General features: G+C 58.9%; 13 protein-coding genes. 4 read left to right on the top strand and 9 right to left on the bottom strand.

Annotation, left to right across the window (positions count from 1 at the left end; genetic code table 11):
- Window positions 1–24: 24 nt before the first annotated feature.
- Entirely contained in the window at window positions 25–240 is a 216-nt protein-coding gene (locus ACP8KU_RS04535) for a DUF3046 domain-containing protein (RefSeq protein WP_023028888.1), read from the bottom strand.
- 130 nt (window positions 241–370) lie between these two features.
- On the opposite strand from ACP8KU_RS04535, the gene ACP8KU_RS04530 reads away from it, so the two are divergent.
- The 3 genes from ACP8KU_RS04530 to ACP8KU_RS04520 are packed head-to-tail and all read left to right on the top strand — an operon-like array spanning window position 371 to window position 2,263.
- Window positions 371–934, top strand: a complete 564-nt coding sequence (locus ACP8KU_RS04530) for a biotin transporter BioY (protein WP_023017346.1) — start codon at window positions 371–373, stop codon at window positions 932–934.
- The gene (locus ACP8KU_RS04525) at window positions 934–1,626 is read left to right on the top strand and encodes an energy-coupling factor ABC transporter ATP-binding protein (protein ID WP_023028889.1); all 693 of its coding nucleotides are present in this window, start codon (window positions 934–936) and stop codon (window positions 1,624–1,626) included. Before ACP8KU_RS04530 ends, ACP8KU_RS04525 begins: the two co-directional genes overlap by 1 nt.
- A gap of 13 nt (window positions 1,627–1,639) precedes the next feature.
- Window positions 1,640–2,263 carry an energy-coupling factor transporter transmembrane component T family protein gene (locus ACP8KU_RS04520; protein WP_278723638.1) on the top strand — a complete coding sequence of 208 codons (624 nt, stop codon included), beginning with the start codon at window positions 1,640–1,642 and terminating at the stop codon, window positions 2,261–2,263.
- A gap of 125 nt (window positions 2,264–2,388) precedes the next feature.
- Here the strand turns inward: ACP8KU_RS04520 and ACP8KU_RS04515 are convergent, their stop codons facing one another.
- From ACP8KU_RS04515 to pgsA, 4 genes are all read right to left on the bottom strand, one after another.
- A complete protein-coding gene (locus tag ACP8KU_RS04515; RefSeq protein ID WP_023017343.1) occupies window positions 2,389–3,246 on the bottom strand; it encodes a PspA/IM30 family protein in 858 nt (285 codons plus the stop codon).
- A 133-nt stretch (window positions 3,247–3,379) separates the two neighbouring features.
- The gene (locus tag ACP8KU_RS04510) at window positions 3,380–3,757 is read right to left on the bottom strand and encodes a helix-turn-helix domain-containing protein (protein WP_005278839.1); all 378 of its coding nucleotides are present in this window, start codon (window positions 3,755–3,757) and stop codon (window positions 3,380–3,382) included.
- An 8-nt stretch (window positions 3,758–3,765) separates the two neighbouring features.
- Window positions 3,766–4,281, bottom strand: coding sequence for a nicotinamide-nucleotide amidohydrolase family protein (locus ACP8KU_RS04505; protein WP_484484055.1), 516 nt, complete (start codon window positions 4,279–4,281; stop codon window positions 3,766–3,768).
- A 5-nt stretch (window positions 4,282–4,286) separates the two neighbouring features.
- The gene (pgsA, locus tag ACP8KU_RS04500; RefSeq protein ID WP_023017340.1) at window positions 4,287–4,871 is read right to left on the bottom strand and encodes a CDP-diacylglycerol--glycerol-3-phosphate 3-phosphatidyltransferase; all 585 of its coding nucleotides are present in this window, start codon (window positions 4,869–4,871) and stop codon (window positions 4,287–4,289) included.
- Between the two features lie 59 nt (window positions 4,872–4,930).
- Here pgsA and ACP8KU_RS04495 point away from each other — a divergent pair, with 59 nt between their 5' ends.
- Complete coding sequence (locus tag ACP8KU_RS04495) at window positions 4,931–5,221, top strand: YciI family protein (RefSeq protein ID WP_023017339.1); 291 nt, start codon at window positions 4,931–4,933, stop codon at window positions 5,219–5,221.
- Window positions 5,222–5,231: 10 nt separating this feature from the next.
- On the opposite strand, the gene ACP8KU_RS04490 is transcribed toward ACP8KU_RS04495, so the two are convergent.
- The 4 genes from ACP8KU_RS04490 to ACP8KU_RS04475 form a co-directional block, all read right to left on the bottom strand.
- Entirely contained in the window at window positions 5,232–6,353 is a 1,122-nt protein-coding gene (locus tag ACP8KU_RS04490) for a TerC family protein (protein ID WP_023017338.1), read from the bottom strand.
- Window positions 6,354–6,522: 169 nt separating this feature from the next.
- Complete coding sequence (locus ACP8KU_RS04485; protein ID WP_484484152.1) at window positions 6,523–9,750, bottom strand: FtsK/SpoIIIE family DNA translocase; 3,228 nt, start codon at window positions 9,748–9,750, stop codon at window positions 6,523–6,525.
- Between the two features lie 272 nt (window positions 9,751–10,022).
- The gene (locus tag ACP8KU_RS04480; RefSeq protein WP_005283505.1) at window positions 10,023–10,661 is read right to left on the bottom strand and encodes a TIGR03085 family metal-binding protein; all 639 of its coding nucleotides are present in this window, start codon (window positions 10,659–10,661) and stop codon (window positions 10,023–10,025) included.
- Window positions 10,662–10,726: 65 nt separating this feature from the next.
- Window positions 10,727–12,856, bottom strand: a complete 2,130-nt coding sequence (locus ACP8KU_RS04475; protein ID WP_349819762.1) for a ribonuclease J — start codon at window positions 12,854–12,856, stop codon at window positions 10,727–10,729.

Raw genomic sequence — 12,856 nt, 5'->3', positions numbered from 1 at the left:
CACCTTTTCGGCTTTTCTGAGACCCTATAAGGTTGGGTAATCTACGCCGAGACGGCGCTCTTGGGGAACATCGAAGTCATTGCACAGCCCTATCCAGACACGGCGGGGATCGACGCCACGTTCGATAAGCTCATCCGGCGTTCCATTAAGCTCTGATAAAACATGCGAATGGCTAATCCACGCCCCTTTTGATTCGCCAAATTCATCCACAACCAATTGGTGGTACTCCGTCAATCGCATGCGCGCAATCCTACCCACCACCACGGAAATATTTCCAAAACTTTTACCAGGACCCCAGAATTAGCTTTCTTGAACGAGGTTCAAATTGGTGTGTCTACAGCGTTTTTCTCCAAGGTGCTAATCTTTTCCCATGCAGAAGAACTCCGTAGCAACCACCATTGCCTATGTAGCGGTATTTACCGCCCTCGTTATCGTTTTAGCCTTCGTTTCTATCCCCGTAGGCACCGCCGGCGTGCCCATCGTCTTGCAAAACGCCGCGCTCATTTTGTCCGGCCTCATCTTGGGCGGAAAACGCGGCGGCTACGTTGGCTTGCTATTCCTCTTTATCGGTTTGGCATTGCCCGTATTGGCAGGCGGCGGCACCACGCTCCGCGCGCTTGCCGGCCCCACCGTGGGATACATCATCGGTTACGTACTCTCCCCCATCGCCGCCGGCGCCATCGCTTATCGCGCCCCGCGCGGAAAGGGCGGCATGACCGTGGTTTTCGCTATCGCCGCCATCGTAGGCCTTCTGGTGCAATACACCTGTGGCGCGATCGGCTTGATGCTTCGCTCCGGGTTGGAGGTAGGCCCGGCCATCGCGGCGCAAGGCCCATTCGTCCTCGTTGACACCGCAAAGCTCATCGTGGCCGTTATCATCGCCGTTGGTGTTCACTCCGCATTCCCCGACCTGATGGGTAGGAAGGCCTCCTAGTGCCCACCATCGACTTTTCCTCGGTCACGGTAGCCTTCGATGAGACGGTGGTCCTCGATGACATCAACCTCACTTTAAGCGAGCAACGGATCGGCGTCATCGGTCAAAATGGCGGCGGAAAGTCCACGCTGACTCGGCTTATCAATGGCCTGGGTGAGCCCACCGCGGGTACCGTCACCGTCGACGGCATAAATCCCAGCGAGCAGGGCAAGAAGGTGCGCGAAAAGGTGGGGTTCGTCTTTTCCGATGCCGAAAATCAGATCGTTATGCCCAATGTGCGCGATGACATCGCTTTTTCCCTGCGCCGCTTCAAGCTGCCTAAGGCCGAGCGTACTGCGCGAGTCGATGCCGCCCTGGAACGGTTCGGGCTCTTAGAATTTGCCGAGCGCTCCCCGCACACGCTTTCTGGTGGACAAAAGCAATTGCTCGCCTTAGCCGCAGTGTTGGTCATCGACCCGGTTCTCATCATCGCCGATGAACCAACGACGCTGCTTGATCTCCGCAATCGCGACCGCATCAAGCGCGAGTTCGCGCAGCTTGACCAGCAGCTCATCGTCGTTACTCACGATCTGGAATTCCTCACGGATTTCGACCGTGTCATCTGCATCGATGACCACAAGGTTGCTGCCGATGGCGCTCCCCAGGAGGTCATCGATTTTTACAGAGATCTCATGGCGCAGCGGCCACTCTAGAAAGCCACCTCCAATGACCCGACGCAGAACCAATATTCCGCTATCCGTATATGTTCCGGGCACGACGGTAATCCACCGGATGAAGCCCAGCTGGAAGATACTCATTTTGCTGGTATTTATCCTGGTTACCAGCATCTTTTTCAACTCTTTGCCGTGGGCCGGCGGCGCGGTGATCGCTGCAGCATTGACGTATTTCATCGCCCGCATTCCCCCACGGATTGCCTGGAGCCAGCTCTGGCCGCCTTTGGTCATCCTCATTCCCCTAGCTGGATTCCAGTGGTGGGCGAAGGATTTTGACTACGCCGCCGTGATGTTCCTTAACATCTTGGCCGCCATGATTTTGGCCTTCTTATTAACGCTTACCTCGACGGTCGACGCGATCATGGAATCCCTGGAAGAATCCCTCCAGCCGCTGAATCGTTTCGGCGTCCCAGTAGAAAACATCAGCTTGGCGATGTCCCTGACAATCCGCCTCATCCCCCTCATGTTCGAAACGGTCTACGAGGTTCTCGATGCCCGCAAGGCACGCGGCGCTGGCTTTTCCCCCTCGGCCTTTGTCACGCCCGTCATCATTCGCTCCATTCGGCGCGCTCGAGCCATCGGCGAAGCCCTCCAGGCCCGCGGCGTCGGTGACTAAGGAAACTTAGGCACATGCCCAACTAGCACCAAAATGCCTCCGCCTTCCCTCACCGCTCGAAACGGGAAAGGAAAGATCGGAGGCTAGTGTGCAGTTTGCGCTATGGCAAGCCCGGGATGACGAAGTTACTCTCCGCGCAGCTCGCGCAGGCGAGCCTGGACGGCGTCATCATTCGCGGTCGGCTGCGCTGCCTGATCCGCAGCGGAACCAGAGGCCTTATTGCCCTCGATGGCCTGAGTGCGGTTAGCTTCTACGGACTTCGTGGAGTTCATCTCGCTACGGATCTGCTCCAAGCGGGAGTGGCCGGCCATCTGGATACCCGCCTGCTGCACCTCGGCCATACGGTTTTCGACGGAATTTTCCGCCAGCTCCGCCTGCCCCAGAGCCTTAGAGTAACGGCGCTCAATCTTATCGCGCACGGCATCGAGCGAAGGCGTGTTGCCGCCGGCCGAGAGCTCGTTCATGGAGTTCAAAGACTCGGAAACCTTCTCCTGCATCTTTGCCTGCTCCAGCTGCGATAGCAGCTTCGAACGCTCATCAACCTTCTGGCGCAGGGCGGCATTATTGCGTTCTACGGCGCGCTTGGCCTGCTCAGCCTGTTGCAATGCCTGGTCATGGAGCTTCTTCGTGTCCTCGACAGACTCTTCTGCGGTCACCAGCTGAGCGGCAAAGGCCTCGGCGGCGTTCTCATACTCCACGGCCTTGCTCTCATCGCCGTTGGCGCGTGCCTTATCGGCAAGCTCGAGCGCTTGGCGGGTATTGCCCTGCAGCTTTTCGACCTCGGCGAGGCGTCGGTTAAGTTGCATCTCCAGCTGGCGTTGATTGCCAATAACCGCCGCGGCTTGCTGCGATAGCTCTTGATGCTGACGTTGGGCATCTTCGATGGCCTGCTCAATCTGGATTTTCGGATCGGCATTCTCTTCGATTTTATTATCGAACAGTGCCATGAGGTACTTCCAACCCTTAACAAATGGATTCGCCATTATGCTCTAGACCTTTCTAGGGAATGTGGTAATGCGTCGCGTTGTCGTGTTCATAGTAACCCAACGCCTAGGGCTCTGCCGCTACTAATCGCAGGTATCCACCGCGGCTATTCTTTTCAGAATCCCGCACGCGTTAAAGCTCAGAAGCAGCCGGCGCGGTATGCGCGAGCTCTTCATCCATCGACGGCAGCGCCATATAACCGGCAGCCTCGATCAAGACGTCAGACACAGACGCGTCGAGCGCATGGCACACGGAGGCCAATAGCTCAGAAGAAACTTCCTTGCGGCCTCGCTCGAGCTCCGACAAGTAGCCCGGTGACACGCGGGCAACGCTAGCCAATTCACGCAGGGTAACTGACTTATCCGCGCGGAATGCGCGCAGAGTCAAGCCCAATGCTTCACGCAATAGTGGCTCGGGGGCACGGGCAGGTTGTGGCGCCGATGGTGCCGCTGCCGCAGGTTCCGCGGCAGTCTGCGCCGAGTGGTCGAGGACTGCTGTAGAAATGTTCATCGTAAGTTTTAACGCTCCTTCGATGAAATTTGTTCCCCACTGGTAGGAAAATTTTTGATGATCGCACCAAGTTGGGCGATCGCAACTCCTACCGTGGCCTTTCTAATTTGGTTTCGTTCAGTGCCCAAGTCACGCAAGCAAAAAGACTGCGCTATGCGCCCGGCGGAATAGATTCCTAAAAATACCGTGCCGGGTTCTTTTCCTTCTTGTTTATCGGGCCCAGCGACGCCGGTAAGCCCTAAACCCCAATCCGCCCCGGTTTCCGCAGCAGCGGCGCGAGCCATATCAACTGCAGTTTCGCCAGAGACGACGCCTACGCGCTCGATCTCTGAGACTGGTTTGTCCAGAAAGTGAGATTTCACCTCGGTGGCATAGGTGATAAGGCCACCGCGCAAGACGGCAGACGCGCCTGGCACCGAAGCGATAGTAGCGCTGGCTAAGCCGGCAGTCAGCGATTCGCACAAGGCCACGGTCTCGTGGCGCTCTGTTAATAAGGCAACGAGGTCAGATTCTGTAAAGGTCATTGCGTTTAGCTATTTTGCTTCTGTCCATCGATGAGATACTGCACGCCGGTAATGACCGTTACCACGACGGCCATCCACATGATGAAGGAGGTAGGAATATCCATCCACGAGGGAAGCGGCCACAAATATAGACCCACGGCGAAGGACTGCAGGACGGTCTTTAGCTTGCCGCCTTTAGAGGCTGGGACGACCTTTCCGCGGCGCAACAGGGCCATGCGCCAGATGGTGATGCCGAATTCGCGAATCAAAATAATGACGGTGACCCAGACCGAAAGCTGATCGACGATATTGAGGCAGACAAGCGCTGTGGTCATGAGCGCTTTATCAGCAATGGGGTCGGCAATCTTGCCAAAATCGGTAATCAACCCGCGGGCGCGGGCAATATCGCCATCGAGCTTATCCGTGAGCATTAAGGCGGCGAAGACGCCAAAAGACCACCACTGATGGCCGCCGATGACCAGCCATGCAAAGACCGGAATGAAAACGATACGCAGGCAGGTGAGGAAATTTGGCAGATTCCAATTAGAGACCTGCGGATTCACTTCCGAGGACTGCGCTGACTGTGCTCCGGGTTGATTCACCCTATACATACTACCCGCTTGGGTTATGGTCTCGCGGCACACTCCCCCGAGAATTTATACTGTCCGGTATGAAATATTTTGCAGTCAATTATGAATACAACCCGGCCAACCCAGAGATAGCGAAGGTCCGCCCGGCCCACCGCGAGTTCACCGGGAAACTATTTGATAAGGGCACCATCGTGGCCTCGGGACCGTTCACGGATTCCCAAGGAGGCGCGCTCATCATTGTGCGCTTTAACGATGATGACACCGAGGTAGCCGATGTCATCCAGCTGATGAACGATGATCCCTTCTATCAAGAAGGCTGCCTCCAGGGCCGCAGCTTCCGCGAGTGGAATCCGGTTAAAGCCCGCTTCTAGACTCTCTCCCCTAGTTGGGTAGGTCTTCCTTGGACAGATCCTCGGCCCTGCCCAGGTAATCGCCGCGCGTATTGCGCACGATCTTATTTCCTTCCTCGTCCCAGTCGTAGTGGTTGTGGGATACAGCCACTACGCCTTGGGTTTTATCGCGCATGTTCTTGATAACCGATGCAAGAACCGTGATGACCAAGACTCCAACGATAACCACCAGCGAGCCGATCGTGGAGATTTCTGGCACGGATTCAATGTTGTCGCCGCCATTGATAAACGGCAGGTTATTCTCGTGCAACGCGTGGAAGAGCAGCTTGACGCCGATGAAGCCCAAGATGATGCCCAAACCGTAAGGCAGGTAGACGAGGCGGTCCAAGAGGCCATCGATAAGAAAGTACATTTGACGCAGGCCCATCAGCGCGAATGCGTTGGTGGTAAAGACCAAAAACGCCTCTGAGGTAATGCCGTAGATTGCCGGGATGGAGTCGAAGGCAAACATGACATCGATAAGCCCAATGGATACCAGCGCGACGAATAGCGGCGTGAAGGCGAACTTGCCCTTCTTAGAGCCATCGTCCACGCGGTGGGTGAGCTTATCCCCGTGGTACTGCGGGGTAACATCTACCGCCTTGCGCACGAGCTTGATGATGGCCATATCGTTCGGGTTGGTCTCCGGCGCGTCCCGAATCTCATCAATGACCAACTTGATGGCGGTGTAGAGCAGGAAGATGGCGAAGAGGTAGAAGATATCGGACCACGCCGCGATAACCGCCGCGCCCAACAGGATGAATACGAGGCGGAAGACGAGGGCGATGATGATGCCGATGAGCAGCACCTTTTGCTGGTACTTGCGCGGGATTTTAAAGGATCCCATGATAAGCGCAAATACGAAGAGGTTATCCACGGAAAGCGCCTGCTCTGTGACATAACCGGTAAAGAACTGGATGCCGTGCTCGTGGCCCCACACGGCCCACACGACGCCGCCAAAAACTAGGGCGACGGCAATGTAGAACAAGGTCCACAGGCCCGACTCTTTCAGGGTAGGCTCATGTGGACTGCGCACGTGAGAATAAAAGTCGAATATAAAAAAGGCTAAAATCACCGCACCGGTGACCAGCCACACCCACAATGGGACGTTCATCGCGAGATCCCTCCGGTCGAATTTACTTTAAGAAAGTGACCGGAGGTCTCCCCCGCCCAGCGGATATTCCTCGCTGGGCCGACACGACCGGGAGCGCACAGCTACCGTGTTGACGATCTATGCCGAATGTGGGGTACTCCCCTCCAAGACCGTGACCATCTTACACTACTTAGAAGGCCCCGGACGATGGGTTATAGGTCGCTTGCACCGTCCGCGTATCGGAATCGGGCGCATCGGGGGCATCGGAAAGAGCGGAATCTGCGGAATCACCGGCATCATCGTCTTCTTCCTGGTTCAACTCGTCCTGGATTTCCTTGGGGGCATCGGCAGGGTCGGCGCCCTTAATCATCCACAGGATGGTGTCGAGTTCTTCGGGCTTGACCAGCACCTCGCGCGCCTTGGAGCCTTCCGATGGCCCGACAACGCCGCGCGATTCCATCAGGTCCATCAGGCGGCCGGCCTTGGCAAAGCCGATGCGTAGCTTGCGCTGCAGCATCGAGGTGGAACCCAGCTGGGCCGTCACCACAAGCTCGACGGCCTCGAGGAGGTCATCCATGTCCTTGCCGATGTCATCGTCGATCTCCTTCTTCGCCTCAGACTGCTTTTCCTCGGTCACGCCCTCGGTGTAGTTCGGGGCGGCCTGGGATTTAGCGGCCTCGACGACATCCATGACCTCGTCATCGGAAACGAATGCACCCTGCATGCGCACTGGGCGCTTGCCCTGCGGGATAAATAGACCATCGCCCATGCCGATGAGCTTTTCCGCACCGCCTTGGTCCAAGATGACACGGGAGTCGGTCAAGGACGAGGTGGCAAAGGCCAAGCGGGAAGGCACGTTGGTCTTGATGAGGCCGGTGACCACATCGACGGACGGGCGCTGGGTGGCCAGCACCAAGTGAATGCCGGCAGCGCGGGCCTTCTGGGTGATGCGGACGATGGAGTCCTCGATCTCCTTCGGGGCGGTCATCATCAAGTCCGCCAGCTCGTCTACCACGCAGACGATATAAGGGTACGGCCGAACCTCGCGCTCGGAACCTGCCGGGGCCTGGTATTCGCCGGAGACTACCTTGCGGTTATAGTCCTCGATCTTGCGCACGCGCGCGGCCTTCATATCCATGTACCGCTGCTCCATCTCCTCCACCAGCCATTGGAGGGCCGCGGCGGCCTTCTTCGGCTGGGTAATGATGGGCGTAATCAGGTGCGGAATGCCCTCATACGGCGTGAGCTCCACCATCTTTGGATCGACGAGGATCAGGCGTACCTGCTCCGGGGTGGCGCGGGTAAGCAGCGAGACCAGCATGGAGTTCACGAACGCGGACTTACCGGAACCGGTAGCGCCGGCAACCAGCAGGTGCGGCATCTTCTGCACGGAAAAGGACGTGTATTCGCCCTCAATATCCTTGCCCAGGCCAATCAACATTGGGTCCGGGGAAGACGTCATGCTGGGCGCGTCCAAGACCTCGCGCAGGTGGACCATTTCGCGGTCTGGGTTAGGAACCTCAATACCCACTGCGGACTTGCCCGGAATCGGGGTGAGCAAGCGCAGGTTATCGGTAGCCACGGCATAGGCCAGGTTGGATTGCAGGTTCGTAATCTTCGAAACCTTAACGCCTGGTCCAAGCTCAATCTCATAGCGGGTCACCGTGGGGCCACGGCTAAAGCCAGTCACCTGAGCATTGACATTGAACTCTTCGAAGACATCGGTAATGGCCTCAATGATGCGGTCATTGATCTCGGTGCGTTCCTTCGCAGGCGTGCCTGGGGTCAGCAGATCGGTAGAGGGCACCGCATAGTTGTCGTTGCCAAATTGCGCAGGCGCGGGCGCTTGGGGCTGTGTGGCAGGCTGTTCCGCCGCCGCGGTGGATTCCACCTGTGCGCCGGTGGCCGCATCGCGCCCAGAGCGCTCGCGGAATAGGCGCCGGGCTTCCTCGTGCGCCGAAGACACAGCATCGGAACCGGCCTTGGCAGCACCAGCGGCAGCTGCACCAGCGGCAGCTCCAGCAGCAGCGCCCTTGGCCTTGGCGGCTGCACCTGCGGCACCAGCCACACCAGAAGCAGCGGCAGCACCGGCGCCAGCAGGCCCAGCGACTCCAGCGGCCCCAGCACCAGCCGCTCGGCCAGCCCGCGACTTGCGGCCGGTAGAAGACCCGCCAGTGGCAGAACCCAAGACGCGGGTGGGCTCGCTTTCTGGCAGGGCCGGTTGGGTGGATTCGGAGTCCTCTGCATAGTCAGCGTCGTCTACTGCCGGGAAAGCATCGGTATCCCCCACCTGGGAGTCCGCGCCGTAGCCCAGCTCGTCGTCGCTGCGATCCACCGGCTCATAACCCGCACGGACCGGGGTGTTGAAGGCGACGGTGTGGTCGTCTGCGGGGGCATCGTCAAGCGACTGCACCGGATAGGAGCTGCCGGTCTTGCGCAGGGCGGACGTGCCGCGACGCTTCGGCGCAGGACGCTCGGAGCGCTCGCGGCCATGTGCAATATCGTCGATATCGCCAGACACGTGGCCGTAAAGATCATCATCGTCAGCCTCGTCGTAGTCCTCATCGCTGCCGCCAAAGCGGGAGAAGGCCGAGCGCAGCGAATCCGCCACGAGCTCGTAGGCCTCGCGGATGGTGATTCCCGTAACCAGCAGCGCGCCGTAAATGATGACGAGGAAAAGCAGCGGCACCGCAACATACGAGGTAAACGCGGCATCCAGAATCCCGCCGATTGCAAAGCCGACGACACCGCCGGCCCCGCCCGCTGTATCGGTGGTAAAGCCGAGCGGCGGATTACCGGCAAAGATGTGGATGAGGCTCAGCATCGCCAGCACGATGATCGACGTGCCACCCGCAATGCGCGGATTGATGCGACCGGATGGACCATCCATTTCCATCATGAGTGAAATGGCTAGCGCGACGAGTGCAATGGGAAGCACCCACGCGCCGGCGCCGATGACGTAGCGCACCAGGTTTCCTACCCAGACGCCCACCTGGCCGGCGACCCCAAACCATACGGTGGCGGCGAGGACGATGGCTACGCCGATGAGCACCAGGGCAACCGCATCCGGATTCTTGACTCGCAACCCGCCCTGCGAGGAAGCCGCTGCCTCCTCGGCAGCCTGTGCTTCCTCCTCTGCTGCGATATCGCGCGCGCGAGTTACCTTACTTTTCTTCTTTTTCCCGGCGCTATCAGAAATTTCCTGTGGCTCCCTTGTTCTCTCGAAATCCTCCGTGCCGTCAGCAGTTACATCCTGGCTCGGCTTCAGGCCTGCAAGGCCATTGCCTAGGCCGCGGGCAACATTGCCCATTCCGCGCGCGGTGGCACCAAATGCAGAGCCAAGCCCCTTGCCGACGGCCCGAAATGCGCTCCCCGTACGCTCTTGCGTCGTTCCTGCCGCGCGCCCAGACGAGGTCATCTCCAGCGTCTCTGGCACACCGGCGCTGGACTGGCTGCGGCCAGACGGCCGCGACCGGTTCGCTTTCCGGCCAGGCGCGCTTTTCGATGCTCGCGTCTGGTTCCGGCGCGATCCGCGAGAGGAGGCATTTTTGACAGACATGTCATTTACCTTAACCGGAAAACCCCACAAATCACATACGCCACACGCGTGGCAGAGCTAGTTAACCGAGAAATGTCCCGAGTTCGGGCTAAAAAGGTGCAGCACGGGCCACAAAAGCGGCTTTTTCTAGCCTACAGGGTTGACATCTTGATGGCTGACTCGTCGCCATTGATGGTGACTTGTACGACATCGCGCCCGTATGCCCACAGGAGGAGTTCTCCAACCTCCCCGCTTACGCGGACCACGCGATCGCCGCGATCGGCTACCCCGTGCTTATCTGCCACGACGATGCGCTGCATCCCGTCCGGCTGCAGGATCACCGGCTGGGTGGATTTACGCAGGCTCAATTTGGCCCAGATCTTCAAAAAACGGTGCAGCTTCTTCTGCACGGCCACAGAAAAATCACGGGGTTCGGTCTGGCCATTGGCGCGGCGGATATCCTCGTGGTGGATGAAATGTTCGCCCAAATTTTGCTGGGCATCGAGAAAACGTGCGGGGTTAAACTTTGCCGGCCCCCTCCCCCAGGCATCGACAAGCTCATCGAAATCGCGGCGGGCGACCTTAGCGGATTCCTTTTCTAGGTGGGGCTGCAGGACCGAAAGGAACATGCCCGCTGCGGCATCGGGACGGTTTTCGCGCACCCACAGGTGGGCAACTAAGTCGCGCGTGGTCCAGCCCTCACACAGCGTGGGGGCGTCTGGACCTAGCTGATGCAGAAGCGCGACCATCTTGGCGCGTTCGGAAGATGAAAACGACATGTGCCCCAGCATACCGAGGTCATCGAAATACTGGGGCACAGAAACTATGCCGGAATTAAATCCTTTTGTAGGAGAACTTACAGGGACTCGCGGCTGGCGTCGACATCGGCGTCATCAGCAAGCAGCGTGCCTGAATTCGTCGGCACGATGGTGGGCAAAATGACCGGCTCGCGCTTGTACTTGGAATCCATGAGCTTGGAGACCTTGCGGCGCAGCTTTTGCACCATCCGGTAGGTGTCATTCTCGCCCTCTGCGGCGAGATCATTCATGGTGTTTTCCACCATCTCCGCAACCTCGGGCACAACACCGCGGTCATCATCGGAGAAACCGGTGGTTGCCACGGTTGGGTGCTCGAGCAGGCGGGAGGTGCGGTTATCAATCACGCAGGTAATGGATACCACGCCGCCGGCGCCCAAGTTGGTGCGGTCTGCCAAGGTATCGGCATCGACATCGCCCATGGACACGCCATCGACGTAGAGGTGGCCAACCTGCAGCTGGCCGACGACCTCCGCGCGGCCCTTACGCAGATCCACCACAACGCCGTTTTGCGCCAAGACCGTCCGGTCGCGGGCCACGCCGGTGGAAATCGCCAATTCCTTATTGGCGCGCAGGTGGCGCCACTCGCCGTGGACCGGCATGGCATTGCGCGGGCGCGCCGCGTTGTACAGGAAGAGCAGCTCGCCGGAGTAGCCGTGGCCAGATGCGTGGACCTTGACGTCCTGATTGGTGATGACGTTGGCACCAATCTGGGACAGCATATTGATAACGCCGAAGACGGCCTCTTCGTTGCCCGGGATGAGCGAGGAAGAGAAGATGATGGTATCGCCATCGCGCACCGTAATCTGGCGGTGCTCGCGGCGGGCCATGCGGGACAGCGCAGCCATCGGCTCACCCTGCGTACCGGTGGTAATGAGCATGGTCTTGTGCGGGGCCATCTTCGCGGCCTCATCGATGGGGATGATGGTGCCGCGCGGGACCTTCAAAAAGCCCATCTTTTCCGCGATCTCCATATTGCGCATCATCGAACGGCCATTGAAGGCCACCTTGCGGCCATTGGCCACGGCAGCATCGATGGCAGCCTGCACGCGGTAGACGTTCGAGGCGAAGGAGGCCAAGATGACGCGCTGCTTCGCATTAGCCACCAAGCGCTTGAAGTTGGCTGGGATATCGCCCTCGGAGGCGGATACGCCCGGCACGGTGGCGTTGGTGGAATCGCACAGCATGAGGTCAACGCCCTCGTCGCCGTAACGAGACAGCGCCGGAAGGTCGGTCGGACGGTTATCCAACGGGGTTTGGTCCAGCTTGATATCACCGGTGTGGATGATATTCCCGGCCGGGGTGCCTAGCATGATGCCGAGCGCATCCGGCACGGAGTGGTTAACCGCCCAGAAGCGAACGCGGAAGCAGCCGTAGGTCACGTCAGACTTTTCGTTGACCTCAACGAACTTCGGCTTCTGGCGGTGTTCCTTACACTTGGCCGCAATGAGCGCGATGGTGAAACGGGAGGCCACGATGGGGATATCCGGGCGCAGCTTCAGCAGCCACGGGATGGCACCGATGTGGTCTTCGTGGGCGTGGGTGACCACGAGGGCCTTGACCTTGTCGATCTTTTTTTCAATCGGCCCGAAGTCCGGCAGGATGAGGTCCACGCCAGGCTCGCCAGACGATGGGAAGAGCACGCCGCAGTCAATGATGAGCAGCTCATCGCCGTATTCAAAGACGGTCATGTTGCGGCCGATTTCGGAGATACCGCCCAAGGCGTAGATGCGCAGGGTATCCTTCGCCTGCTTTGGCGGTTCCGGCAGGCGCTTGGTCAAATCAGCACCCTGCATGGACTTCGGCACGTTGCGGCGGCCGCGGTTATTGTTATTGCGGCCACGGCCCTTGCCATTGCCGTTCTTTCCGTTGCCACCGTTGTTGTTCTTGTTATTGCCGCCGTGGTTATTGCCATTATTGCCGTTTCCGCCACGACCACGGCCGCGGCCGCCACGGGAACGCGAGCGGCGGCCGTTGTTATCGCCGTCGTTCTTATTATCGGCAGAGTTATTCTTGCCAGAGTTGCCCTGCTCCTCATTTCCGGCAGTGCCGGCGTTATTGGCAGGGGCCTGAAATACGGGCGAAGCCGCCTCATTGGAGGCGGTCTCAGTTTCCGAAGGTGGACCCGCCTTGCGGGTGACCTTGCGGGAACGGTTACGGGGTTCAGTCAT

It is taken from the genome of Corynebacterium sp. LaCa_282 (assembly GCF_057198125.1).
This window is presented reverse-complemented; position numbering and strand designations above follow the sequence as displayed.